At 69.4% G+C, this 25,166-nt stretch carries 20 protein-coding genes; 3 read left to right on the top strand and 17 right to left on the bottom strand.

The window, feature by feature from the left end; translation table 11 throughout:
• Window positions 1-35: 35 nt before the first annotated feature.
• From VXD91_RS13435 to alaS, 6 genes are all read right to left on the bottom strand, one after another.
• Window positions 36-530, bottom strand: coding sequence for an N-acetyltransferase family protein (locus tag VXD91_RS13435; protein WP_346415629.1), 495 nt, complete (start codon window positions 528-530; stop codon window positions 36-38).
• Window positions 527-958 (bottom strand): A24 family peptidase, encoded by a 432-nt coding sequence (locus tag VXD91_RS13430; protein ID WP_346415628.1) that lies wholly within the window; start codon window positions 956-958, stop codon window positions 527-529. Before VXD91_RS13430 ends, VXD91_RS13435 begins: the two co-directional genes overlap by 4 nt.
• Window positions 959-1,102: 144 nt before the next feature.
• A complete protein-coding gene (locus VXD91_RS13425) occupies window positions 1,103-1,879 on the bottom strand; it encodes a shikimate dehydrogenase (protein WP_346415627.1) in 777 nt (258 codons plus the stop codon).
• The gene (locus VXD91_RS13420; RefSeq protein WP_244872565.1) at window positions 1,876-3,168 is read right to left on the bottom strand and encodes an endolytic transglycosylase MltG; all 1,293 of its coding nucleotides are present in this window, start codon (window positions 3,166-3,168) and stop codon (window positions 1,876-1,878) included. The genes VXD91_RS13425 and VXD91_RS13420 overlap by 4 nt, the downstream gene beginning before the upstream one ends.
• The gene (ruvX, locus tag VXD91_RS13415; protein ID WP_346415626.1) at window positions 3,165-3,668 is read right to left on the bottom strand and encodes a Holliday junction resolvase RuvX; all 504 of its coding nucleotides are present in this window, start codon (window positions 3,666-3,668) and stop codon (window positions 3,165-3,167) included. Before ruvX ends, VXD91_RS13420 begins: the two co-directional genes overlap by 4 nt.
• A 2-nt stretch (window positions 3,669-3,670) precedes the next feature.
• Window positions 3,671-6,358, bottom strand: a complete 2,688-nt coding sequence (gene alaS, locus VXD91_RS13410) for an alanine--tRNA ligase (protein ID WP_346415625.1) — start codon at window positions 6,356-6,358, stop codon at window positions 3,671-3,673.
• Between the two features lie 152 nt (window positions 6,359-6,510).
• Here alaS and VXD91_RS13405 point away from each other — a divergent pair, with 152 nt between their 5' ends.
• Window positions 6,511-7,128 carry a hypothetical protein gene (locus VXD91_RS13405; protein WP_346415624.1) on the top strand — a complete coding sequence of 206 codons (618 nt, stop codon included), beginning with the start codon at window positions 6,511-6,513 and terminating at the stop codon, window positions 7,126-7,128.
• Here the strand turns inward: VXD91_RS13405 and VXD91_RS13400 are convergent.
• From VXD91_RS13400 to VXD91_RS13360, 9 genes are all read right to left on the bottom strand, one after another.
• Window positions 7,125-8,447 (bottom strand): replication-associated recombination protein A, encoded by a 1,323-nt coding sequence (locus VXD91_RS13400; protein ID WP_346415623.1) that lies wholly within the window; start codon window positions 8,445-8,447, stop codon window positions 7,125-7,127. The two genes, VXD91_RS13405 and VXD91_RS13400, sit on opposite strands and share 4 nt — an antisense overlap.
• A gap of 34 nt (window positions 8,448-8,481) precedes the next feature.
• Window positions 8,482-9,318, bottom strand: a complete 837-nt coding sequence (locus VXD91_RS13395) for a DUF3097 domain-containing protein (protein ID WP_212811580.1) — start codon at window positions 9,316-9,318, stop codon at window positions 8,482-8,484.
• Between the two features lie 68 nt (window positions 9,319-9,386).
• Window positions 9,387-9,695, bottom strand: coding sequence for a DUF4333 domain-containing protein (locus VXD91_RS13390; RefSeq protein WP_346415622.1), 309 nt, complete (start codon window positions 9,693-9,695; stop codon window positions 9,387-9,389).
• Between the two features lie 32 nt (window positions 9,696-9,727).
• A complete protein-coding gene (locus VXD91_RS13385) occupies window positions 9,728-10,753 on the bottom strand; it encodes a putative zinc-binding metallopeptidase (protein ID WP_212811581.1) in 1,026 nt (341 codons plus the stop codon).
• Window positions 10,746-11,642, bottom strand: a complete 897-nt coding sequence (locus tag VXD91_RS13380; RefSeq protein ID WP_346415621.1) for a transglutaminase family protein — start codon at window positions 11,640-11,642, stop codon at window positions 10,746-10,748. Before VXD91_RS13380 ends, VXD91_RS13385 begins: the two co-directional genes overlap by 8 nt.
• Window positions 11,639-14,323 (bottom strand): circularly permuted type 2 ATP-grasp protein, encoded by a 2,685-nt coding sequence (locus tag VXD91_RS13375; protein ID WP_346415620.1) that lies wholly within the window; start codon window positions 14,321-14,323, stop codon window positions 11,639-11,641. The genes VXD91_RS13380 and VXD91_RS13375 overlap by 4 nt, the downstream gene beginning before the upstream one ends.
• Entirely contained in the window at window positions 14,323-17,589 is a 3,267-nt protein-coding gene (locus VXD91_RS13370) for a transglutaminase family protein (protein WP_346415619.1), read from the bottom strand. The genes VXD91_RS13375 and VXD91_RS13370 overlap by 1 nt, the downstream gene beginning before the upstream one ends.
• Before the next feature lie 47 nt (window positions 17,590-17,636).
• Window positions 17,637-18,548 carry a DUF389 domain-containing protein gene (locus tag VXD91_RS13365; RefSeq protein WP_346415618.1) on the bottom strand — a complete coding sequence of 304 codons (912 nt, stop codon included), beginning with the start codon at window positions 18,546-18,548 and terminating at the stop codon, window positions 17,637-17,639.
• Window positions 18,549-18,557: 9 nt separating this feature from the next.
• The gene (locus tag VXD91_RS13360) at window positions 18,558-19,034 is read right to left on the bottom strand and encodes a helix-turn-helix domain-containing protein (RefSeq protein WP_212811586.1); all 477 of its coding nucleotides are present in this window, start codon (window positions 19,032-19,034) and stop codon (window positions 18,558-18,560) included.
• Window positions 19,035-19,130: 96 nt separating this feature from the next.
• Here VXD91_RS13360 and VXD91_RS13355 point away from each other — a divergent pair, with 96 nt between their 5' ends.
• Window positions 19,131-20,315 carry an acetyl-CoA C-acyltransferase gene (locus VXD91_RS13355; RefSeq protein ID WP_346415617.1) on the top strand — a complete coding sequence of 395 codons (1,185 nt, stop codon included), beginning with the start codon at window positions 19,131-19,133 and terminating at the stop codon, window positions 20,313-20,315.
• A gap of 3 nt (window positions 20,316-20,318) precedes the next feature.
• Here VXD91_RS13355 and VXD91_RS13350 read toward each other — a convergent pair whose 3' ends face one another.
• The gene (locus VXD91_RS13350) at window positions 20,319-20,762 is read right to left on the bottom strand and encodes a nitroreductase family deazaflavin-dependent oxidoreductase (RefSeq protein ID WP_346415616.1); all 444 of its coding nucleotides are present in this window, start codon (window positions 20,760-20,762) and stop codon (window positions 20,319-20,321) included.
• 77 nt (window positions 20,763-20,839) lie between these two features.
• Between VXD91_RS13350 and VXD91_RS13345 the strand changes: the two genes are divergently transcribed.
• Window positions 20,840-23,380, top strand: a complete 2,541-nt coding sequence (locus VXD91_RS13345) for an alpha/beta hydrolase fold domain-containing protein (protein ID WP_346415615.1) — start codon at window positions 20,840-20,842, stop codon at window positions 23,378-23,380.
• Here the strand turns inward: VXD91_RS13345 and aspS are convergent.
• A complete protein-coding gene (gene aspS / locus VXD91_RS13340) occupies window positions 23,345-25,120 on the bottom strand; it encodes an aspartate--tRNA ligase (protein ID WP_346415695.1) in 1,776 nt (591 codons plus the stop codon). The two genes, VXD91_RS13345 and aspS, sit on opposite strands and share 36 nt — an antisense overlap.
• Window positions 25,121-25,166 lie beyond the last annotated feature (46 nt).

The raw sequence follows: 25,166 nt of genomic DNA, 5'->3' as shown, positions 1-25,166 counted from the left end.
ATTGTCCCATGAGGGGGTTTACCGGCTGAAATCCGTCAGCCCAGGCTGCATTGCAGCAGCACGGTGTCGATGTCGCGGCCGTGTTTGTGCCCGACCTGCCGCAGCCGGCCGGCCTCGTCGAAACCCAGTTTCTTGTGCAGTGCGACGGACGACGGGTCGCCGCTGTCGGCGATCACCGCGATGACCTCACGCACGCCGGCGGCGCGGGCGGCGTCCAGCAGCGCGCCGAGGAGTTCCTTGCCGGCGCCCTGTCCGGTGGCCCACGGCGCCAGGTAGATCGAGTCCTCCACCGTGCCCTGATAGGCCGGCCGGGATTTCCAGGGCAGGCAGTACGCGTACCCCGCGACCTTGCCCTCGCGCTCGACGACGAGGAACGGCAGTCCGGCGGCGAAGACCTTGGCGAACCGCGCCTGCCACTCCTCGGCCGTGGGCGGCTCGAGCTCGAACGACGCCACGCTGTTGCGTACGTAATGCGCGTAGATGTCGGCGATCGCGGGCAGGTCGGCGGTGGTGGCGGTGCGGGTGGTCATGGTGAGGCAAAGGTACCGAGCGCGACGGCCGCGGCGCTCGCCAGGCACATCGACGGTCCGTGCGGCACGGTGCGTCCGGCTCGCCGCACGAGGATCAGCGCCGCGTACCCCGCGGTCAGCAGCGGCGCCCCGATCGCGGCGAGCACCCACACGTCGGCGCCGCACATGCCGGTCAGTGCGCCCAGCCCGAGTGCGAGCTTGACGTCGCCGCCGCCCATCGCCCGTGGGCTGAGCAGGTGGATCAGGAGGTAGAGCGCGAACAGCGCAGCCGCGCCGGCCAGCGCGGCGGGGCCCCGGCCGAGAATGACCGCCGCTCCCAGGATCACCGCGGCGCCCGGCAGCGTCAGCCAGTTCGGCAGCCGTCGCTCGCGTAGGTCATAGGCACACAACGCGATCATCCAGGCACCAATAATCAAGCCCGCCCCCATGTTTCGAGGCTAAGTGCGGAACGCAGGGCGTCCCGACACGAATGTTTCGGCTCTACCAGCCGAGCCGCGGGTCGCGACTGTGCAACCAGAGCGCCTCACACGCGGATCTGACGATCTGTACGCACCCTCGACACAAAACTGGATTCAGCTCGCCGCGAGCGCGGCCGCCATCACCTCACGGGGCGCGGGCATCCCGGTGAACTGCTCCACCTGGGCGTAGGCCTGGTTCAGCAGCATCTGCAGGCCGCTCACCACCCGGCCACCGGCCGCGGCAACCGCGGCGGCCAGCGGCGTCGGCCACGGGTCGTAGATCGCGTCGAGCAGCACGGCCGTGTCCGCGACGGTCCCGGAGATCTCTCCCGCAACCGCGGCGGGCAGCGTATTGACCACCACGCCAAGGGAATTCAGCTTCTCACCGAGGGCTACCCAGCGCGTCGCGACGCCCAGCCGCTCCCCCAGCTCCACGAGTGCCCCGGCCTTGTCGGCATTGCGGGCGACGATCGCCAGGTCCCGCACACCGAGTTCGGCCAAGGCCACGACGGCCGCGGGCGCGGTGCCGCCGGAGCCCAGCACCGCCGCCGCTCCGGACACCTCGCCCAGCGCGCCGACGACGCCGTCGACGTCGGTGTTGTCGGCGCGCCAGCCGCCGTCGATCCGTACCAGGGTGTTGGCCGAGCCGACGAGCTCAGCGCGCGGCGTGCGTTCGGTCGCGAAGCGCAGCGCCGCGAACTTGCCGGGCATCGTGACCGAGACCCCGACCCATTCCGGGCCGAAACCGCTCACCAGGCCGGGCAATTGCTCCTCGGTGCACTCGATGCGGTCGTAGGTCCAGTCGGTCAGCCCGAGCTCCCGGTAGGCCGCCAGGTGCAGCTGCGGGGACCGCGAATGCGCGATGGGCGAACCCAGAACCGCGGCTCTCATCGCGCACTGTCGAGCACGCCGTTGCGTTTGGCGAGCTCGATGCTGGCGAGGTGCTGCTGGTAGTCGCGGGTGAACACCGTCGTGCCCTGCAGGTCGATGGTCACGAAGTACAGCCAGTCCCCCGGCGCCGGGTCCTGCGCCGCGACGACGGCGGGCTGGCCGGGCGAACAGATCGGTGTGACCGGAAGTCCTTCGCGTGCATAGGTGTTCCATGGCGTCGGCTGTTCGCGGTCGGCGTCGGTGGTGGCCACTTCCTGCCGGTCCAGCGGGTAGTTCACCGTCGAGTCGAACTGCAGCCTGCGATGGTCTGGGGTCGCCAGCCGGTTGTAGATGACGCGGGCCACCTTGGCGAAGTCCTGCGGGTTGGACTCGCGCTGCACCAGCGATGCCACGATGAGGATCTGGTACGGGTTCAGGTTGGCGGCGGCGCCGGCATCGAGCAGGCCACCCTTTTCGTACTGGTGACCGCTTGCGCTGATCAGGCTCGCCAGAATCGACGTCGGCGTGCCGGCCGGGTCGACGTTCCAGGTGCCGGGCGCGATGAGGCCCTCGAGCCTGCGGTGGTCGGGGCCCAGCGACTTCACCGGTCCGGCCGCCCAGCTCGGCACGAGCAACGCCGAGATGTCGGCGGCACCGGCGGCCTTCTTCAGCTCGTCGGCGGACACGCACTTGCGCTTGCCGTCCAGGTCGACGCAGGAAGCCGCCGAGATCAGGCTGAAGATGCCCTGGTTGATCTTGTTGGTCTTGACGTCCGTGGTGTCGTCGAGTTGGCGGCCCTCCGGGATCACCAGGCGGCCCACCCGATTGTTCTTCTCGGTGAGCCGGGACACCGCGTTGGCGGCCGAGATCTCGGTCCGCAACTTGTAGAACCCGGGCTGAATCTCCGTCATCGCCTTGTTGCCCTCGGCGGCCAGGACGAACGTCTTCACGTTCGCCACGACGCCGTGATCGAACAGGGTCTGTCCGATCGCGGTGGTCGAGTCGCCCTGATGCACCTCGACGACGAGGTCGTTGTTGCCGTCGCCGGAGTAGTCGTTGCCCGAGCCGAAGATGCCGTGCCACAGGCGCGAACCCAGGAACACCGCGCTGACCACGACGACGATGAACACCGTCAACGCCACCATGCTGCGGCGCCGGCGGCGCTTGCGGTTGCGCTCGGCGCGGACCCGCTCGGCCCGGCTCATGCCGCGGCGCGGCCGGCCCACCGATTCGGGCTTGATGCGGGTGCTGCTGCCCCACTCGTCGTCGTCGCCCGGGGCGTCCGGGCGCATGTCCTCGGCCGGAGTCATTCGCCGACCTCGCGCTCTGCGGCGGCCAGCACCGAGCGGCGCATGTCCAGCCAGTTCTGCAGGATGCCGACGGCGGCCACCTGATCGATCATCTGACGTTGCCCCTTCGCACGCACCCCGGCCTCCCGCAGCGAGCGCTGCGCGGTGACCGTCGTCAGCCGTTCGTCGGCCATCCGTACCGGAGTCGGGGCCACCCGCACCGCCAGGGCGTCGGCCACCTCGATCGCGTCCCGCGCCGAGCTGCTCGCCCGGTCCTTCAGTGTGCGCGGCAGCCCGACGACGATCTCGACCGCCTCCTGCTCACCGGCCAGCTTCACCAGCCGGGCCAGGTGCTTGTCGGTCTTGTCGCGACGCACCGTCTCGAGCGGCGTCGCGAGGATGCCGTCGGGGTCGCACACCGCGACACCGATCCGCACCGTGCCGACGTCGATGCCCAGCCGGCGGCCGCGACCGGGGTCGTCGGCACCGGGGCGGTCGGGCATGCGGTCGGTATCAGCCAAAGCTAGCTCCGGCCCAGTTCAGCGCGTAGCGCGGCCAGACCCGCGTCGATACCCGCTGCCCCCTTACCGGAACCCTGTGCCAGATCGGCCTTTCCACCACCACGGCCACCGACGGCGGCGCCCAGCTGCTGCACCAGTTCGTTGGCCTTGAACCCGAGGTCCTGCGCGGCGGCGTTGACGGCCACCACGTACGGCACCGACTCGCCCGAGTCGGCGATCAGCGCGATCACCGCGGGCTCCGAGCCGAGCTTACCCTTGATGTCGCCGACCAGGGTGCGCAGGTCACCACCGGAGATGCCGCCGGCCATCCGCTGGGCGACGACGCGGACCTTGCCGATGACCTCGGCACCGGCCGCGGCGTCGGCGGCGGCCGCCTTGGCACCGGCCAGGCGGACCTTGTCGAGTTCCTTCTCGGCGGCCTTGAGCTTCTCGACCAGGGTGGCGACGCGGGCGGGCACCTCTTCCGAGGGCACCTTCAGCGACGCGGCCAGGCCGGCCATCAGCGCACGTTCCTTGGCGAGGTGCCGGAACGACTCGAGCCCGACGTAGGCCTCGACACGACGCACACCCGAACCCACCGACGACTCACCGAGGATCGTCACCGGGCCGATCTGCGCCGAGCGCTCGACGTGCGTACCACCGCACAGCTCCAGCGAGAACGGGCCGCCGATCTCGACGACGCGGACCTCGTCCGGGTAGGACTCGCCGAACATCGCCATGGCGCCCATCGCCTTGGCCTTCTCCAGCTTCTCGTGGAAGGTGTGCACCTCGAAGTCGGCCTGCACGGCCTCGTTGGTGACTTCCTCCACTTCGGTGCGCTGTGCGTCGGTCAGCGCGCCCTGGTAGTTGAAGTCGAAGCGTAGGTAGCCCGGCCGGTTCAGCGAGCCGGCCTGAACGGCGTTGGGGCCCAGCACCTGCCGCAGTGCGGCGTGCACCATGTGCGTGCCGGAGTGGCCCTGCGTGGCACCGCGGCGCCAGGTCGGGTCGACGGCGGCGGTGACGGTGTCGCCCTCGACGAACTCGCCGGACTCGACGTTGACGGTGTGCACCCACAGCGTTTTGGCGATCTTCTGCACATCGGTGACAGCGGCCTTGGCGGTGGCCGACGACCCGGTGCCGGTGATCGTTCCGGTGTCGGCGATCTGGCCACCCGATTCGGCGTACAGCGGCGTGCGGTCCAGCACGAGCTCGACGCGATCCGAGCCCTCACTGCCGTGCGTCACCACCGGCACCCGCTTGCCGTCCACGAAGATGCCGAGAATCCGTGCCTCGGAGGTCAATTCGTCGAAACCGGTGAACTCGGTGGGGCCGGCGTCGACCAGGTCGCGGTAGGCGGACAGGTCGGCGTGCGCGTGCTTGCGGGCGGCGGCGTCGGCCTTGGCGCGGGCGCGCTGCTCGGCCATCAGGCCCCGGAAGCCCTCTTCGTCGACGGTCAGGCCGGCTTCGGCCGCCATCTCCAGTGTCAGCTCGACCGGGAAACCGTAGGTGTCGTGCAGCGTGAAGGCGTCACTACCGGAGACGACGGTCTTGCCGGCGGCCTTGGTGGCCGCCGCCGCGTCCTCGAACAGCCGCGAACCCGACGCGAGGGTGCGGTTGAAGGCGGTCTCCTCGGCGACCGCGATGCGGTTGATGCGCTCGAAGTCGGTGACCAGCTCCGGGTACGACGGACCCATCGTGTCGCGCACGGTGGCCATCAGGTCGCTCATGATCGGCTGCTCGACACCGAGCAGCTTGGCGGCGCGGATGATGCGGCGAAGCAGGCGGCGCAGCACGTAGCCGCGGCCCTCGTTACCCGGGGTGACGCCGTCGCCGATGATGATCGCGGCGGTGCGGCTGTGGTCGGCGATGACGCGGTAGCGCACATCGTCGGCGTGGTTGCCGGCGCCGTAGTGGCGCGGGGCCACCGAGGCGACCATGTCGATCACCGGGCGGACCAGGTCGGTCTCGTAGACGTTGTCGACACCCTGCAGCAGGCAGGCGATGCGCTCGACACCCATGCCGGTGTCGATGTTCTGGCGCGGCAGCGGGCCGAGGATTTCGAAGTCGGTCTTGCTGGTGCCCTCGCCGCGCTCGTTCTCCATGAACACGAGATTCCAGATCTCGATGTAGCGGTCCTCGTTGGCCTCGGGACCACCGTCGATGCCGTACTCGGGGCCGCGGTCGTAGTAGATCTCCGAACACGGACCGCAGGGCCCCGGGATACCCATGGACCAGTAGTTGTCGGCCTTGCCGCGGCGCTGGATGCGCTCGGGCGGCAGACCGGCGATCTCCTCCCACAGCCCGATGGCCTCGTCGTCATCGAGATAGACGGTGGCCCAGAGCTTTTCGGGATCGAAGCCGTAGCCGCCCTCGGACACCGGGTTGGTCAGCAGGTCCCAGGCGAGCGCGATGGCGCCACGCTTGAAGTAGTCGCCGAACGAGAAGTTGCCGGCCATCTGGAAGAACGTGTTGTGCCGGGTGGTGATGCCGACCTCGTCGATGTCCGGTGTGCGGATGCACTTCTGGACGCTGGTCGCCTTGTCATACGACGGGGTGCGGTCGCCCAGGAAATACGGCACGAACTGCACCATGCCGGCGTTGACGAACAACAGGTTCGGATCGTCCAGGATCACCGATGCGCTCGGCACCTCGGTGTGGCCCGCTTTCACGAAATGATCGAGGAATCGTTTCCTGATCTCGTGTGTCTGCACGTGCTGTTGTCCTTCTGTTGTCCGTCTGGGGACCGGGTAGTTGCCCGGATAACAGTACCGGTCGGCCTTGTGCGCAGCGCCGCCGCGGCGGACAGTTGTGTCTATCCGGTGGCGCCACCGGAGCGCCGCCCTGAACAAAGAGGGGGTGGACCGTGTTCGCACGTTCTACCACGATGATGGCGAGCCCTGACCAGATCGATGACGGCATTGCCTATATCCGCGACGAGGTCATGCCCGTGCTGCAGGAACTTCCCGGTTCCATCGGCCTGTCCCTGCTGGTCGACCGGGAATCCGGCCGGTGCATCGCCACCAGCGCGTGGGAGTCCGAGGACGCCCTGCATTACAGCGCCGGCGAGGGCCGCCGGCTCCGCAATCTCGCCGCCGAACGCTTCGGTGGCGGCGCCCCGCTGGTCGAGGAGTGGGAGATCGCCGTTCTGCACCGTGAGCGCGGTAACGGCGCGTGTGTGCGGGCCACCTGGCTCACAGTGCCGCCGGATCTCATGGAAGCCGGCATCGACTACTACCGCGACACCGTGCTGCGGCAGATCGAGCACCTGCCGGGGTTCTGCAGCGCCAGCCTGCTCGTCGACCGCGGTTCGGGCCGTGCGGTGTCGTCGGCGTCCTTCCGCACCCGCGAGTTGATGGCGGACTACTGGCAGCAGGCCACGGCACTGAAGGTCGAATCGGTGCAGGCCGCCGGGGCGTCGGAGATCGCCGACTGCGCATTCGATCTCGCGATCGCCCACCTGCGGGTACCCGAACTGGTCTAGCGCTTGCGCCGGATGATGGCGCGCAGCTTCTCCAACCGGCCGCCGATCTCGCGTTCCGCCCCATACGCGGTGGGCCGGTAGTAGTCGACCCCGACCAGCTCATCGGGTGGATACTGTTGCGCCGCAACACCACCCGGGTGGTCGTGCGCGTATTTGTAGCCCTGGGCGTGGCCGAGGGCGGCGGCACCGGCGTAGTGCCCGTCGCGCAGATGCGCGGGCACCATGCCGGCCTTGCCGGCCTTGATGTCGGCCATCGCCGCGCCGAGGGCGACGGTCACGGCGTTGGATTTCGGCGCCGTCGCCAGGTGCACCGTCGCATGGGCGAGGGTCAGTTGAGCCTCCGGTAGCCCGATGAGCTGCACGGTCTGCGCGGCGGCGACGGCGATCGGCAGGGCCGTCGGATCGGCGATGCCGATGTCCTCGCTGGCCAGGATCATCAGCCGGCGGGCGATGAAGCGCGGGTCCTCCCCCGCGGTCAGCATCCGCGCCAGGTAGTGCAGTGCGGCGTCGACGTCCGAGCCGCGCACCGATTTGATGAACGCGCTGACGACGTCGTAGTGCTGATCCCCGTCGCGGTCGTAGCGCACGGCAGCCTTGTCGAGGGACTGCTCGATGACGTCAACCGTCACGCGTTCACCGGCCTCGGCGGCGACCTCCAGTGCCGTCAGCGCCCGCCGCGCATCACCCGCCGACAGCGTCACGAGCAGCTCGACGGCGTCGTCGTCGACCTCGACGGCACCGCCCAGACCGCGCGGATCGGTGATCGCCCGCTGCACGACGGTCCGGACGGCGTCGGCCGTGAGCGGCTGCAGCTGCAGGATCAGCGACCGCGACAGCAGCGGCGCCACCACCGAGAACGACGGATTCTCGGTGGTCGCCGCCACCAGCAGCACCACCCGGTTCTCGACGGCCGCCAGCAGGGCGTCCTGCTGCGTCTTGGAGAAGCGGTGCACCTCGTCGATGAACAGCACGGTCTGACGGCCGTGAATCGCGCCTCGACGTGCTTCTTCTATCACCGCGCGGACGTCCTTGACGCCGGCCGACAGCGCCGACAGCGCCTCGAACCGGCGGCCGGTGGCCCCGGAGATCAGCGACGCCAGGGTGGTCTTGCCGGTGCCGGGCGGCCCGTACAGGATGACGCTCGCCGCGCCCGAGCCTTCGACCAGGCGGCGCAGCGGCGAACCCGGCTTGAGCAGGTGATCCTGGCCGACGACCTCGTCGAGGCCGGCGGGCCGCATCCGCACCGCCAATGGTGCCTGGGTGGGGGCGGCGGACGATACGTCGGGTTCGCCCCCTACGTCGAACAGCCCATCAGACACGGTTCAGGCTTACCACGCCGCACCGACCGGCGGTTCAGTCGGCAGGTGCGGTCACGAAGTCGATGAGTTCCTCGACCCGTCCGATCAGCGCGGGTTCGAGGTCGTTCCAGTCCCGCACCCGGCCCCGGATGCGCTGCCACGCGTGGGCGATGTCGGCCTGGTCGGCGTGCGGCCAGCCGAGCGCGTCGCACACGCCGTGCTTCCACTCGATGCCGCGCGGGATGACGGGCCACGCCTCACGCCCGATGCGGGCGGGCTTGACGGCCTCCCAGATGTCGATGAACGGATGGCCCACGACCAGCGTGTGCTCGCCACCCGGACCACGGCGCACCTGTTCGGCGATCCGGGCCTCCTTCGAGCCCGACACCAGGTGATCGACGAGCACGCCGAGCCGGCGGCCCGGTCCCGGCTGGAACTCGCGCACGATGGCGGCCAGGTCGTCGACACCGCCGAGGTACTCGACGACCACGCCCTCGACCCGCAGATCGTGTCCCCACACCTGCTCGACCAGTTCGGCGTCGTGGCGGCCCTCCACGTAGATGCGGCTGGCCAGCGCGGTGCGGGCCCGATGTCCTTGCACCGCAACCGAACCCGAGGCCGTGCGGGTGGGCGCGGCCGGCGCGGTGCGCTTGGGCGCGGTGAGGATGACGGGATTGCCGTCGACCAGATAGCCCGGGCCGATGGGGAACGGCTTGCGGTAGCCGTCGAAATCCTCGAGGACCATGCGGCCGTACTCAACCGAGATCACGGCGCCGACGAAGCCGGTCGTGGCGCACTCCACCACGAGCCCCTTCTCGGCGGGTTGCTCGGTCGAACGCTTCCTGGCGTTCGGGTTGCGGGCCAGTACATCGGATCCGTATCGGTCGCTCACGGCACCGATCCTAGGAACGATTGCGGGCCAGATCCGGTTGCGCCACCCGTGTTTTCGTCACAGACCGGTTACGGGGCCTTCTCGACCTTGATGTCACAGGTGATGCGTTCACCGTCGACTTTCACGATCTTCATGTGGGCGACGTACTGGACCTTGCGCGGACCGGTGAAGTGGCAGTCGAACTGGGCGCCCTTGGTGGCCTCCACGTCGGACGGACACTTCACGTCGGTGGGGGTGAACTTGTTCTGATCCGACACCAGCTTGACCACCTGTTTGGCGGCGTCGTCGGCCTTGACCGTGGTTTTCGAGCTACACCCGGCCGGTGACAGGGCCACCAGACCCAATAGCACCGCCGCCCCCACCCGTACGCGCATCATGGGCGCGATCGTGCTCTATCGCCGTGACCGCGTCAACGCGCCGCGCGGGAGGCGCCCGCCTCGTCCACCGCCGTATGGATGAACCGCATCTTCTCGAGCACCGCGGCCGGCAGCACGAACGGATACAGATCCTCTTTGCCCATCGACCGGTTGACCATGTTCAACGCCCAGGCCAGCGGCAGCCAGAGCTCGATCAGGGTGTCAAATCCGCTGGGGCCCAGCACCCGCCGCTCGAAGGTGGCGCCGGCGGGCGCGAAACCGAAGGCCGCCGCGGTGTCGAGGGCGTCCCGGATGTGCAGATAGTGCGCGAACGTCTCGGCCCAGTCCTCGGCCGGATGCATCGTGGCGTACGACGACACGTACTGCTCCTCCCACCCGGCGGGCGCACCGTCGCGGTAGTGCCGGTCCAGCGCCGCCTGGTAGTCGGCGTCGGGGTCCCCGAACAATTCGGTGAACCGCGCGAGGGCATCGGGCGACGGCTCGACCAGCCGGTAGAAGTAGTAGTGCCCGATCTCGTGGCGGAAGTGGCCCAGCAGCGTCCGGTACGGCTCGGCCATGGCGATGCGCAGCTGTTCGCGGTGCACGTCGTCGCCCTCGGCGAGGTCCAGGGTGATGACGCCGTTCTGGTGCCCGGTGAACACCTGTTGCTGCTCGCTGGACAACAGGTCGAAGGCCAGGCCCTCGGTCGACAGGCCCAGCTCCGTCAGTTCGGCGATCAGCCGGCGCTTGGCCTGCTCGGCGACCGCGAAGGCCGCCAGCGCCTTGGTGTCGTCGTCATTGGGGCGCGTCCGGGTCAACGCGCAGGATGGGCACAGCTGCCGCACCGGCTCGATCCGGACCAGCCAGTTGCATTGCGCCAGATGAAGATTCGCGCACAGCTGGTAGTCGGTCGAGGCCACCGCTCCGGCGTGGTCGCTGTCGCCGGTACCGTCCGGCGGCGCGATCACCAACAGCGCCATGTCGTCCAGCGAGAACCCCAGGGCGCTGCCGCAGCCCAGGCACACCGAGTTCTCGAAGGCCAGCCGCTGGCCGCAGTTGGGGCAGTTGAAGTCACGCACGCAGTTCGCCTCCCGCAATAGGTGCGACGTCGACGGAGACGTCGATGATGCTGCTCTCTGAGTCGGTGTAGATGATGCCGCGCAGCGGCGGCACGTCGGCGTAGTCGCGCCCGAACCCGACCACGATGTAGCGTTCGTCGACCATCTGGTCGTTGGTCGGGTCCAGCCCCAGCCAGTTGTTCTGCGGCGTCCACACTGACGCCCAGGCATGGGTGGCATCGATTCCCACCATACGTTCTTTGCCCGGCGGCGGGTCGGTGGCCAGATACCCCGAAACATAGCTGGCGGCAAGACCGTTCGCGCGCAGGCAGGCGATGGCCAGGCGGGCGAAGTCCTGGCACACCCCTTCGCGGGCGGCCAGGACTTCCGCGACCCGGGTGGACACCGTCGTCGACCCGGACCGGTAGGTGAAGTCGGCGAAGATGCGCGAGTTCAGGTCGCGCAGCACCTCGATCAGCGGACGGCCCGGCACGAAACTCGGTGCGGCGTAATCCCGCACCTCGTCGGTGATCTCCGCGGGTTGCAGGTCGAGCACGAATTCGGTGGCCAGCGCACCGTCCGGCCCCGTCGGCCGGGACTGCTCCCACGGCGCCAGCGCCGCACCTGCGGCGTACCACTCGGCGGGCGGCGGGTCGACCTCCACGATGCTGCGTCCCGTCACGACGAGTTCGTGATGTGGTTGCGTCACATGGAAATACGAGCTGATGTTGCCGTACGCGTCCCGGCTCGTGGAACGGTCGGCAGGTTCGGGGTCGATGTTGAGCCGGTACGACTGGCAGCGCTGCTGACCGCTGTCGCGCGGGGTGAGGAATCCGCGGCCGTACGAGCTGGTGACGACGTCGGAGTAGCGGTACCGCGTGCGATGGGTGATCTGGTACTCGCAGCTCATGGCATCTGCCGCCGTTCGTCGGGGCCCCACAGCGGCTGCATGCCACTCGGGAGGGCCAGGTGCGCGGCCCGGATCAGCTCGGACAACTCCCGCAGATCGGTGTGCATACCGTCGAGCAGCTCGGCGAGTTCAGCGCGCCGCCCGTCGTCGGTGACGTGCTCGAGATCGGCCGGATCCTGGCGTCGCAGGCGGGCGGCGATCTCGTCGATCATCCGTTCCGGGCGGGTCGATCCCGTCGAGGACGGCAGTGCCCGCAGGTCGGTGCGCAGGCGCTCGAACTGGAAGGCCAGCGACCGCGGGTTCTCCTCGTCGAACAGCACCAGGTCGGCGATGGCTGCCACGCTCACCTGTCCCAGCATGCGCCTGCGGTACATCACCGCCGATTCACACACCACGAGCACGGACTCGCTGACGGTCCGTTCGGTCTCGGCACCGTGGGCGGTGGTGAGGGTGGCCCGCAGCAGCGCGGTCAGGCCGAGACCGCGCTCGATGCGCTTGCCGATGTCCATCATCGTCCAGCCCACGTCACGCACCATGGATTCGGCCGCCACGCCGGACAGGGCCAGCATCCCCGCCAGGGTCTGGCTGGGCGCGGTCGACAGGTACGCCTCCCCCTTGGTCTTCGAATCCGGCGGCGGCAGTGCGGTGCCCTGGCGCTGCCGAGCGCGGTCGGACGGCTGCAGCACCGCGCGTTCGACGGCGGCGAGCACCATCCAGGTGTCGTTCGACATCTGGTCGCGGACGGCGCGCGCGGCCAGGCCCAGCCGTTCGACGGACTGCGCCAGCGAGCCCGGACGGTGCCGGTCGGCGGTGAGCGCCCACAGCGTGGTCGGCGTGATGGCCAGTTGTTCGGCGTAGTCGCCGTCGGCGCCGGTGTCCGTGCCGGTGATCTGGCCCAGCGCGGTCAGCAGTACTGGCACGCAATCACTGCCGCCGAGGTCCCGCCGGTAGCGGAATTCGTGGTAGCGCTCGCGGGTGACGGTGAGCAGCCGGGCGGTGAACTCGGCACGTTCGGCGTACCGGCCCAGCCAGAACAGGTCGGAGAGCACACGCGGCGAGCTCACCGCGCGGGTCGGGCTCGCCGTCATGGCCGGCAGCTCGACGGCCTGCGTCTGCACCACCGCGGCCCGGTCGGGCGATCGCACCCAGACATCCTTGGCCGCAACGGTTTCCATGCCGTAGGCGGCGTGCCCGCGGGCCAGCACGTAGCCCAGCCCACCGATCATCGGCGCGTATCCCCCGCGCTGGGCGACGGTGAACAGCCGCATCCCGACGCTGTCGGCGGACAGTCCGCTGGGCAGCAGATCCACGGGGGCCGTGGAGAACTCGGGCAGTTCCTGGCCCATCCATTGCCACGGGGCGGCGGAGATCCGGGCCGCCAGCGCGGCCCGCTTGGCGCTGGACAGGGCGGGGCCGACGATCGCCGGTCCGCCGGTCACCGGCCGGATCAACAGGGTGGACAGTTTGCTCAACAGGTGCGAACGCTCGGCGTCGATGCCGCCCCAGAAACATCGGGCGCTCGGCAGTTCCGGGGTCTCCCCGGTGAGCAGTTCGGCCAGCTCCGGCAGGAAGCGGGCGATACCCGGGCTTTCGAGGATGCCGCTGCCGAGGGTGTTCACCACCGTCACCGCCCCGCGGCGCAGCACCTCGACGAGGCCGACGACGCCGAGCCGGGAATCCGGACGCAGGTCCAAGGGATCGGCGTACTCGGCGTCCACCCGGCGCAGCACGACGTCGACCCGCTTGAGGGTGCCGAGTGAGCGCATCCAGAGATTGCCGTCACGCACCACGAGGTCGGCGCTCTCGACCAATGGGAAACCCAACACGCCGGCGAGGTAGGCCTGGTCGAAGGCGGTCTCGGAGTGACTGCCGGGACTGAGGACGACGACCACCGGCTCGCGCGCGGCTTCCGGTGCCGCATCGATCAGCGCCAGCCGCAGGGCCTGTGCCCAGGGCGACGCCGGACGCGGCGCCATCTTCTCGTACAGCTCGGGCACCGCGTGCGCGACGACCCGCCGGTCGGCGAGCGCGTACCCGGCACCCGACGGCGCCTGCGTCCAGTCCGCGTTCACCGCGAAGCCACCGTCGCGGTGGCGGCTGACGTCGCAGCCGTGCAGGAACAGCTGGTGGCGGCCCGGCACCGTGATGCCGCGGGCCGCCCGCACGTAACCGGGATGGGCGTACAACAACTCCGGCGGCAGCACGCCGGAGGTGATGGCGCGGCGCGCGCCGTACAGGTCGGTGAGCACCGCGTCGAGCAGGCGGGAACGTTGCACCAATCCGGATTCGAGGGTGCGCCAGTCCGCCGCGGACAACACCAGGGGCAGGGCGTCGAGCTGCCACGTGTCCACCACCGGCGTGCCGTCGATGTCGGTGACGGTCTCGCCGTCCCGGTCGACCTGCACATAGCTGATGCCGTCGTTGTCGACGAGTTCCCGGACGACGCCACGCAGCTGGTCCAGGCCGGCCCGACCGCGGTCGCGGACGCAGTCGGTCAGCTCCTGCCAGGCCGGCCTGATCGCGCCCGACTCATCGACCAGCTCGTCGTAACCGACACCGGCCACGTCGCGGACGTCGAACAACGGCTCCTGGGCCCGGTCGGCCCGATATCCGGCCAGTGGGTCGCCGACGGGCGCCGCCTCCTCGGCCAGCTCTGGGGATGTGTGTGTACGGAGAACCATTACCGCAGAACGGTACGCACCCGGCGCAGATCGAGGATGCCCGACGCTCCGCCATCGGTGGATTGACGGGCCCGCTTCTCCCGGAGATCGGCCAGATCGACGGCGCCCGGGGTGAATCCGATGGCCTCGAAACGGCGGCCCCGTCGCGACTCGGCTTCGACGGCGTTGACCGGCGGGGTGTCGTATGCGCGGCCTCCCGGATGCGAGACGTGGTAGGTACAGCCGCCTTTGGAGAAACCGGTGAACCCATCCACGAGTTCGAACCGCAGCGGTCCGTCGACGGTGATGGTGGGGTGCAGCGCGCTCGGTGGTTGCCAGGCCCGGTACCGGACGCCGCCGACCTGCACGTCGGGCGAGTCGGTGGCCAGCAGCGGGATGGGGTGACCGTTCACCGTGACGAGGTACCGGTTCCGGTCGGCGCCGATGAGCCGGACCTGCAGCCGCTCCACCGAGGAGTCGACGTAGCGGGCGGTGCCGGTGCCGGTGGATTCCTCGCCGAGGGTGTTCCACGGCTCGATGGCGCCGCGCAGCTCCAACTCGGCACCGTCCAGAATGATGCTGCCGATCCGGGGGAAGCGGAACTCGGTGAACGGATCCAGCCAGCTGGTGTCGAACGGTATGCCGTGCGCCCGCAGGTCGGCGGCGACCTCGGCGATGTCTTGAATGACGAAGTGCGGCAACAGGTACCGGCCGTGCAGGTTCTCACCGTGCCGGATCAGCGGGGCCCGCAGCGGCTCGTCCCAGAACCATGCGACCAGCGACCGCACCAGCAGCGACTGCACCATGGCCATCTGGAAATGCGGCGGCATCTCGAAGCCGCGCAGTTCCAGCAGGCCGAGCCGGCCGCGGGCACTGTCGGGGCTGTAGAGCTTGTCGATGCAGAACTCGGCGCGGTGCGTGTTGCCGGTGATGTCGGTGAGGAGGTGCCGCAGGGCGCGGTCGACGGCCCACGGAGCTCCCTCGGCCACGCGCTCGATCTCGGCGAACGCGATCTCCAGCTCGTACAGCGCCTCGAGGCGGCCTTCGTCGACGCGCGGGGCCTGCGACGTGGTGCCGACGAACCGGCCGGAGAACAGGTACGACAGCGCCGGATGCCGTTGCCAGTACGTCAGCATCGACACCAGCAGGTCGGGCCGGCGCAGCAGCGGTGAGTCGGCAGGGGTGACGCCCCCGAGGGTGATGTGGTTGCCACCGCCCGTGCCGCCGTGGGTGCCGTCGACGTCGAAGGACTCCGTGCCGAGCCGGGCCTGCCGGGCCGCCTCGTACAGGGTCTCCAATTGTGCGGCCTGCTCGGCGAAGCCGGCGGTGGGCGCCACGTTGACCTCGATGACGCCCGGGTCGGGGGTGACGGTCATCTGCTGGAGCCTGGGGTCCGGCGGCGGCCCGTAGCCCTCGATCACGACGACGACGCCGAGATTGGCAGCGGCTTTCTCGATCCGGCCGACCAGATCGGCGAAATCGTCGAATGCCGTTGTGGGCGGCAGGAATACGTACAGCAGACCGTCGCGGACCTCGGCGACCAGGGCGGTGGGAGGTGCGCCGTCGGCGCTGACGACGGTCGCCGGTGTGGTGGAACCATCGGGGCGCCCGGGCGCCAGCGGGTCGGCGTCGGGCACCGGGCGCGGCGGCTGCCAGCTGATCGAGTCGAGCGGCAATCGCAGGCCCGCAGGTGAATCGCCGCCGATGAGCACCAATCGCCCGCGGCGCAGTTTCCAGTCGGCGGAGACCCATCCGGTGTCGTCCTCACGGCGATGCAGGGGCAACACGTGGGCCGCGGGTTCGGTCACCGCGGCATCGAGCTTGTCCGCCAAGGCTTTCCGCTGGGCGGCTCCGTCGTCCGTCAGGTCGTCGGTGACCGGATCCCCATCCGGCCGCCGGACGGCAGCGGCCAGCCGGGCGAGGGCGTCCTCGTACGCCGGACGCACCTGACTGTCCGGCAGCCCGAGCCCGTCGGCGATCTCGGTGAGCAACCGGCGCGCGGCATCCGGTGAAACCTCATGGGATTCACCGGACCACGGATCGGCCAGCAGCGCCGCATCGGTCCACAGTGGCGTCCCGTCGGTGCGCCACATCAGCCCGATCTGCCAGCGCGGCAACGGCTCCCCCGGATACCACTTGCCCTGGCTGCGCTGTACCAGCCCGTCCGGGGCCCAGGCGGCTTTCAGCTGGGCGGTGAGCGCCGAGGCGAGCACGCGCTTGTGCGGGCCGTCGGCGGCCGTGGTCCATTCCTCGTCGGTCTGGTTGTCGATCGAGACGAAGGTGGGTTCGCCGCCGACGGTCAGCCGCACGTCGCGCTCGGCCATCCGTTCATCGATGACGGCGCCGAGGGCCCGGATCGACTCCCATGCCTGTTCGGTGTACGGCAGGGTGACGCGCGGGTCCTCGTGCACCCGCGTCACCACGTTGACGAAGTCGAGCGTGGATTCGCAGGGCTCGACGGCGCCGGTGATCGGGGCGGCCGATTCCGGGTGCGGCGTCGCCGACAGCGGGATGTGGCCCTCCCCGGCCAGCAGACCCGAGGTCGCGTCGAGGCCGACCCAGCCGGCGCCCGGGATGTACACCTCGGCCCAGGCGTGCAGGTCGGTGAAGTCGGCGGCGGGGCCCGACGGTCCGTCGAGCGCCTCGATGTCGGCGGCCAGTTGCACCAGGTAGCCGGACACGAAGCGGGCGGCGAAGCCCATCTTCCGCAGGATCGCGACCAGCAGCCAGGCGGAGTCCCGGCACGAGCCGATGCCGGTGCGCAGGGTGTGATCCGGTGTCTGGACACCGGGTTCGAGGCGGACGCTGTAGCCGACGTCGGCATTGACCGCCCGGTTCAGCGACACCAGGAAGTCGATGGTGCCGGTGCCGGGCACCACGTCGAAGTTCCGGACCCAGGCCGCCGTCACATCGTCGGAGTCGTCGACGGGGCGCAGGTAGGGCTTGAGGTCGTCGAGCAGGTTGTCCGGGTAGGCGAACGGGACGGTTTCGGCCCATTCCTCGATGAAGAAGTCGAACGGGTTGATGACCTTGAGGTCGGCGATCAGTCCGACGGTGATGCTCAGCTTGGTGGCGCGGTTCGGAAAGACCAAGCGCCCCACGAAGTTACCGAAGGCGTCCTGTTGCCAGTTGATGAAGTGGTCGGCGGGCTCGACCTGCAGCGAATAGGCCTCGATCGGCGTCCGTGAGTGCGGCGCGGGGCGCAACCGAACCACGTGCGGGTACACCTTGACCAGCCGGTCGAACGTGTAGCTGGTGCGGTGCTCCAGCGCCACCTTGATTGCCATAGCGATCGATCCCACCACAAGAACCGGCAGGTCGCAGGGCGAGAAAACTAGCGGCGCCGGGCCCGGTTGTACCCGGCCAGGACCAGCACCCCCGCCGCCACGATGCCGACCATGTTGACGGCCAGCTGCCCCGCCGACGCCAGGGCCACATCCCAGTCGCGCGTGGTGGCCGCAACCACCGACATCCCGGCCGCGGGGACCGTCGTCACCGAGATGAACACCCCAACCAGCGCAGCCGATTTGGACGTCACCAGCGACAGCATCCCGGCGGCACCGGCCAGCAGCGCCACCACGAACGAGAACGGCCCGACCTGGAAGATGAAGTCGACGTTCTGCAGCTCGTGGATACTGCGCAACGTCACCCAGCCCAGCGCCTCGAAGCCGAGCGTGGCCACCGCTGTGACGAGCATCGCCGCCGGGAATCCGACGAGCAGGGCCAGCGCCGCGCGCTTCGCGAGATAGCCCTTGCGTCGCACCACCGCCACCGCCAGGGCGGCCAGCGGCCCGAATTCGGGGCCCACGACCATCGCGCCGACGACGGTGATCGCCGAATCGGTCAGCACGCCGACCGCGGCCAGCAGACACGCGATGCACAGGAACGCCATGTAGGAGATGCCGAGGCTGCTCTGCTCGCGGGTGCGCAGCACCAGCTCGTCCCAGACCACCGCGTCTTCGCCGTCGCCGTCGATCTCGTCCTCGGCGCGGTAGGCGGCCGTCGACAGCACGGTGTCGAGCACCTCCATCGTGATGGCGCCGTCCTGATCGATGCCGAGCGCCCGCAGCCCGCTGATCAGCCCGTCGGCGGCGTCACGGGCGATGTCGGCGGTGATGACGTCACCGCGCGGATCGATCGCCGCGCCCGGGTGGGCCACCACGTTGGCGATGCCGCCGTGGTGCCGGTAGAGCTCGAGCACCGAATCGGCGAGTTCCGGCGGGGTGATCACGCGTAGATGCAGCACGGCCGAAGATTACCGACCACGGCGGCGCGCCAGCTTCATCCCGAGTTCCTCGGGCGGGACCTCGTGTCCGTCCGCGCACCGGATCTCGACGGTGGCATCGGCGCCGCAGCCCAGGTGCGTCAGCCGCAGGCCGGTGTCGCCCAGGTGTTTGCGGCCCCACTCGAACATGGCCCACACCACCGGCATGAAGTCGGTGCCGGCCTGTGTCAGCACGTATTCGTCGCGGCTGCGCTGACCCGGCTCCTGGTACGGCCGTTTGGTCAGCAGGCCGGCCGCCACCAGTTCGGCGAGCCGCGCCGAGGTGGCCGCCTTGGTGATGCCGACCCGCTTGGCGAAGTCGTCGAAACGCGTTGTGCCGTAGTAGGCCTCACGCATGAGCAGCATGGCGGATTTGGTGCCGACCAACGACATGGTCTTCTCGATGGCGCACTGGCCGACCGCCGACCACTTGTCGCGTTCGGCGAGCACACCCTGTAGCGCTGTCATGCGAATCACTCTACCGCTGGGTTGCTCTTGCCATACTCAGGTGTTAGATCTGGGTATAGTAAGCAGTACTCAGCGTGGAGTTACAGGAGGATTCTCATGTCGGGATACACAGACCGCGATGCCGTGATCGTCGCGGCGGTACGCACGCCGGTCGGTAAGGGCAAGGCGAACGGCGCGCTGCACGACGTACTTCCCGCCGACCTGCTCGCCCACAGCCTGCGGTCCGTGGTGGAACGCACGGGCGTCGACCCGGTTCTGGTGGACGACGTCATCGCCGGCGTGGTCACGCAAGCCGGAGATCAAGCGGCAAATGCGGCCCGGAATGCCTTGCTGGGCGCCGGTTTTCCCGAGAGCGTGCCCGGCACCACGGTCGACCGCCAGTGCGGCAGTTCGCAACAGGCCATCTCGTTCGCCGCGCAGGGTGTGCTGGCCGGGTCGTACGACGCGGTGATCGCCGCGGGCGTCGAGTCGATGTCCCGCGTGCCGATGGGTGCCGCCGTCCTGCCGGGCAGCAATCCGTTCGGCATCGGCCTGGCCGAGCGGTATCCCGACGGCCTTGTCCCCCAGGGCATCAGCGCCGAACTGATCGCGGCGCGGTGGAACTTCTCCCGCACCCAGCTCGACGAGTTCTCCGCAGCCAGCCACGAGAAGGCCGCCCGCGCCGCCAAGGACGGACTGTTCGACAACGAACTCGTGCCGGTGGCGGGCCTGACCGCCGACGAGATCATCCGGCCGGGCACCTCCGTGGAGACCCTGGCCGGGCTGAAGCCCGCGTTCTACAGCGACGCCTACGCCGCGCGCTTTCCCCAGATCCGTTGGGAGATCACGCCCGGCAACTCGTCACCGCTGTCCGACGGCAGCGCGGCGGTCATGATCACCAGCGGCGCCTTCGCCCGTAGCCATGGGCTCACGCCGCTGGCCCGCATCCACACCATGACCGCGGTCGGCTCGGATCCGCTGTACATGCTGACCGGTGTCATCCCCGCGACCGAGAAGGTGCTGGCCCGCTCCGGCCTGTCACTGTCGGACATCGACCTGTTCGAGGTGAACGAGGCCTTCGCACCCGTCGTGCTGGCCTGGGCGGCCGACACCGGAGCCGACCTGGCGAAGACCAACGTCAACGGCGGCGCCATCGCCATCGGTCACCCCCTGGGCGCCAGCGGTGCCCGCATCATGAGCACGCTGGTCAATGCCCTCGACCAGCGCGGCGGCCGCTACGGTCTGCAGGTGATGTGCGAAGGCGGCGGCATGGCGAACGCCACCATCATCGAGCGGCTGTAGCGCTCAGGCGCGTACGAGCTCGAACAGCGGGATGACGCGCGACGTCTTCGCCTGGTAGTCGGCGAAGACGGGGGCCACGGCCGTGATCAGCGGATACGTGGCCTCGCGCTCGTCATCGGGCAGTTCGCGGGCGACGACGTCGTACTCCTCCAGGCCGGCGTCGGTGCCGATCTCGATATGCGCATTCGGGTTGGCGCGGAGGTTGTGCACCCAGTCCGGATGGGTCGGAGCGCCGGCCTTCGAGCCGACGATGAGGATCTTGCCGTCGACCGGCAGGTACGCCAGCGGCGACATGCGCGGCTGACCCGACTTGGCGCCCGTGGTGTGCAACAGCAGCAGATTGCCGCCCTCGAACTGGCCGCCCACCTTGCCGCCGTTGGCGCGGAACTCGTCGACGATGGCGGCGTTGAAGGCATGGAAGGACGCGGCGTCCGTGAATTCGGCCATGCCTGACCCAACCTCGCGAACCGGCCCAAATGTTCCCGTCACGGCGCGATACTTGCCTGATATTGACGGAGGTGCCGATGACGCCAGACGCGGACGCAGTTGTGGTGGGAGCCGGGTTCGCCGGCCTGTATCTGGTACACCGGCTGCGGCAACAGGGTTTCTCGGTCCGCGTCTTCGAAGCCGCCGACGACGTCGGCGGTACCTGGTACTGGAACCGGTACCCCGGCGCGCGCGTCGACATCCCCAGCCTCGACTACATGTTCAGCTTCGACCCGGACTGGCACCGCGACTGGCAATGGTCGGAGAAGTACGCCACCCAACCGGAAATCCTGCGGTACCTGAACCACGTCGCCGACAAGTTCGATCTGCGCCGCGACATCACCTTCGGTACCCGGGTCATCAGCGCGCACTGGGCCGACGGCACGTGGCGAGTGCGCACCGGCAACGGTGACGATGTCACCTGCCGTCATCTGGTGATGGCCACCGGCTGCCTGTCGATCCCCAAAGAACCCGACATCAAGGGCATCGAAACCTTCACGGGTGAAACGTTTTACACCAACCGCTGGCCGCACGAACCGGTCGACTTCACCGGCAAGCGCGTCGGGGTGATCGGCACCGGATCGTCGGGCATCCAGTCGATTCCACTGATCGCCGCGCAGGCCGCGCAGCTGACCGTCTTCCAGCGCACACCGTGTTTCTCCATCCCGGCACACAACGGGCCGGTGTCGCCGGAGAAGCAGGCGGCGCTGGCAGACGAACGCGCGTACCGGGCCGCGGCGCGGGCGTCGTTCGGCGGGGTGCCGCAGGAGCGCACGCTGATCCCGACGTTCGCGGTGCCCGAGGCCTACCGCCAGCAGCGGTACGAACGCGCCTGGCAGATCGGCGAACTCCTCGAAACCCTCAACATGTTCTCCGACTTGATGAGCAACCCGGCCGCCAACGCGTCGTTCGCCGACTTCGTCCGCGACAAGATCCGCGCGGCGGTACATGACCCGCAGACCGCGGAACTGTTGTGTCCCAATGATTATCCCGTCGGCGCGAAACGACTGTGCCTCGACACCGACTACTACGCCACGTTCAACCAGCCTCACGTGCGCCTCGTCGACCTCCGCACCCAGCCGCTGGTCGGCCTCACCGAAAGCGGAGTGCAGACCGTGGGTGAATCCTTCGACCTCGACGCGCTGGTGTTCGCGACGGGGTTCGACGCCATCACCGGTGCGGTGACGGCCGTCGACATCGTCGGGCGCAACGGACTCGCGCTGAAAGACAAATGGGCACAAGGGCCGTCGACCTACCTCGGCCTCACCACCACCGGATTCCCGAACCTGTTCCTGATTACGGGACCGGGCAGTCCGTCGGTGCTGTCCAACATGGCGGTATCCATCGAACAGCACGTCGAGCTCGTCGCCGAGACGGTGGCATATCTGCGCGAGCACGGCTTCGACACCATCGAACCGACGCCCACCGCCGAGGCCGGCTGGATGCAGCACGTCGCCGACGCCGGCGCCATCACCATGTTCCCGCAAGCCAATTCGTGGTACGTCGGCGCCAACATCCCCGGTAAGCCCCGGGCGTTCATGCCGTACGCGGCAGGTGTCGACTTCTATGCCGCCGCCTGCGCCGACGTGGTGAGCCAGGACTACCTCGGATTCGAGCTGACGGGGCCGAACGGTGCGCAGTGCCACGACGGCGTGGTCAGACGGCTGCAACCGGACGTGCAGATGGTGCTGGAGATGGTGGCGGCCATGAATCCGCCTCCGCTGGAATCACTTCCCGTCGAGGTGGCCCGCGCCGCCATGGTCGAGGCCAATGCCGCCCGACCCCCGGGTCCGGACGTCGGCGAGATCATCGACGGTGTATTCGCGGGCGAACTCGAGTACCGGCTGTACCGGCCGGCGACGCCGCGGCCGCACCCGGTGATCGTCTACTTCCACGGTGGCGGCTGGGTGCTGGGCGACGCGACGTCGGACGATCCGCTGTGTCGCGATCTGTGCGTGCGGGCCGACGCGTTGGTCTTCTCGATGAATTACCGGCACGCGCCGGAACATCCGTTCCCCGCGGCCATCGACGACGGCGTCGCCGCGCTGCGGTGGGTGGCCGACAACGCCGCGGCACTGGGCGGGCTCCCCGACCGGCTGGCGGTCGCCGGTTGGAGCGCGGGCGGCAACATCGCCGCGGCCGTGTGCCAGTGGGCCCGCGACCACGGCGGCCCGCACATCCGCGGGCAACTCCTGCTGACCCCGGTGACCGACGCGCAGCCGTACCCGTCGTATCAGGAGAACGCCGACGGCTACGGACTGACCACGCCGCTCATGCAGTGGTTCACCGAGTTGTACGACGGCCCCGCCGACGACCCGCGGCGGTCACCGTTGCGTGGCAACCTCGCGGGTCTACCCCCAGCAATGGTGGTGACCTGCGAGTTCGACCCACTGCGCGACGAAGGCAACGCCTACGCCGCCGCACTGGCCGCGGCCGGCGTGCCCACCGAGCACGTTCAGGCCCGCGGCCACACGCACCTGTCGATCACGATGGTCGACCTCGTCGTGTCCGGGGCGCCGATCCGGGCGCAGATGGCCGAAGTCTTACGCGCTTTTCTCAGGCTTGAAGTCGATCCCTGACTCCTTGCGCTGCTGCGCGGTGATCGGTGCCGGGGCGTCGGTCAGCGGGTCGACGCCGCCGCCGGACTTCGGGAACGCGATGACGTCGCGGATGGAGTCCACCCCGGCCAGCAGCGCGGTGATGCGGTCCCAGCCGAAGGCCAGGCCGCCGTGGGGCGGCGCGCCAAAGGTGAAGGCGTCCAACAGGAATCCGAACTTGTCCTGTGCCTCGGCCTCGTCGATGCCCATCATCGCGAACACCCGCTCCTGGACATCGCGGCGGTGGATACGGATCGAGCCGCCGCCGATCTCGTTGCCGTTGCAGACGATGTCGTAGGCATCGGCCATCGCGGCACCCGGGTCGGTGTCGAACGTCGCGATGGAGTCGGGCTGCGGCGCGGTGAACGCGTGGTGCACCGCGGTCCATGCGCCGGACCCGACGGCGACGTCGCCCGATGCGGTGGCCGCGTCCGCGGATTCGAACAGCGGCCAGTCGACCACCCAGGTGAACGCCCAGGCGTTCGGATCGATCAGGTCGAGGCGCTTGGCGATCTCGATGCGCGTCGCACCCAGCAGGGCACGGGCGCCCTTGGCCGGACCGGCCGCGAAGAAGATGCAGTCCCCCACCTTCGCGCCGACGTGCGCGGCCAGACCGGCCCGTTCGTCGTCGGTGAGGTTCTTGGCCACCGGGCCGCCCAGCTCGCCGTCCTCGCCGACGAGCACGTAGGCCAGCCCCTTGTGACCGCGCTGCTTGGCGAACTCCTGCCAGCCGTCCAGCGTGCGGCGCGGCTGTGAGGCCCCGCCCGGCATGACGACCGCGCCCACGTACGGCGCCTGGAACACCCGGAACGGGGTGTTCTTGAAGTAGTCGGTGCACTCGACGAGCTCGACGGCGAAGCGCAGGTCCGGTTTGTCCGAACCGAAGCGGCGCATGGCCTCCTCGTAGCTGATGCGCGGCAGCGGCAGCGTCAGCTCGACGCCGATGAGCTGCCACAGCGCGGCCAGCACCTCTTCGGCGACGCCCATGACGTCGTCGGCGTTGACGAAGCTCATCTCCAGGTCCAGCTGGGTGAACTCGGGCTGGCGGTCGGCGCGGAAATCCTCGTCGCGGTAGCAGCGCGCGATCTGGTAGTAGCGCTCCATGCCCGCCACCATGAGCAGCTGCTTGAACAGCTGCGGGCTCTGCGGCAGCGCGTAGAACGAGCCCGGCTGCAGGCGCGCTGGAATCACGAAGTCGCGGGCACCTTCGGGGGTCGACCGGGTCATGGTCGGCGTCTCGACCTCGACGAAGTCGTGCTTCTCGAGCACGGCGCGCGCGGCGGCGTTGACCTTGGAGCGCAACCGGAGCGCGTTGCCCGGGCCTTCCCGGCGCAGGTCCAGGTAGCGGTACTTCAGGCGCGCTTCCTCGCCCGGGGTCTCGTCGAGCTGGAACGGCAGCGGCGCGCTCTCGGACAGCACCTCGAGCGTCGTCGCGTTGACCTCGATATCGCCGGTGGCGATGTCCTTGTTGGCGTTGCCCTCCGGCCGCACCTCGACGGTGCCGGTGACCAGGACGCAGAATTCGGCGCGCAGCCGGTGGGCCTGCTCCAGCACGGCGGCGTCCCGGAACACCACCTGGGAGACTCCGGAGGCGTCACGCAGATCGATGAAGATGACGCCGCCGTGGTCGCGCCGACGCGCCACCCATCCGGCGAGGGTCACCGTCTGACCGGCATCGGTGGACCGCAACGAACCGGCGGCGTGGCTGCGCAACACGAATATCTCCTCTGACGTCTGAATCGACCGCTAAGTCTAAGGGGCGCCTCGA

The organism is Mycobacterium sp. SM3041, from assembly GCF_039668335.1.
Classification (GTDB): Bacteria; Actinomycetota; Actinomycetes; order Mycobacteriales; family Mycobacteriaceae; genus Mycobacterium.
Note: the sequence above shows the minus strand (reverse complement) of the source record. Positions and strands in the feature narration are given on the sequence as shown.

Coding starts and splice junctions, on each gene's coding strand:
- VXD91_RS13355 (WP_346415617.1), top strand. CDS start 19,131: ATGTCGGGATACACAGACCGCGATGCCGTGATCGTCGCGGCGGTACGC.
- VXD91_RS13350 (WP_346415616.1), bottom strand. CDS start 20,762: ATGGCCGAATTCACGGACGCCGCGTCCTTCCATGCCTTCAACGCCGCC.
- VXD91_RS13370 (WP_346415619.1), bottom strand. CDS start 17,589: ATGGCAATCAAGGTGGCGCTGGAGCACCGCACCAGCTACACGTTCGAC.
- VXD91_RS13430 (WP_346415628.1), bottom strand. CDS start 958: ATGGGGGCGGGCTTGATTATTGGTGCCTGGATGATCGCGTTGTGTGCC.
- VXD91_RS13390 (WP_346415622.1), bottom strand. CDS start 9,695: ATGATGCGCGTACGGGTGGGGGCGGCGGTGCTATTGGGTCTGGTGGCC.
- VXD91_RS13425 (WP_346415627.1), bottom strand. CDS start 1,879: ATGAGAGCCGCGGTTCTGGGTTCGCCCATCGCGCATTCGCGGTCCCCG.
- VXD91_RS13380 (WP_346415621.1), bottom strand. CDS start 11,642: ATGAGCTGCGAGTACCAGATCACCCATCGCACGCGGTACCGCTACTCC.
- VXD91_RS13420 (WP_244872565.1), bottom strand. CDS start 3,168: ATGACTCCGGCCGAGGACATGCGCCCGGACGCCCCGGGCGACGACGAC.
- VXD91_RS13435 (WP_346415629.1), bottom strand. CDS start 530: ATGACCACCCGCACCGCCACCACCGCCGACCTGCCCGCGATCGCCGAC.
- VXD91_RS13375 (WP_346415620.1), bottom strand. CDS start 14,323: ATGGTTCTCCGTACACACACATCCCCAGAGCTGGCCGAGGAGGCGGCG.
- VXD91_RS13360 (WP_212811586.1), bottom strand. CDS start 19,034: ATGACAGCGCTACAGGGTGTGCTCGCCGAACGCGACAAGTGGTCGGCG.
- VXD91_RS13345 (WP_346415615.1), top strand. CDS start 20,840: ATGACGCCAGACGCGGACGCAGTTGTGGTGGGAGCCGGGTTCGCCGGC.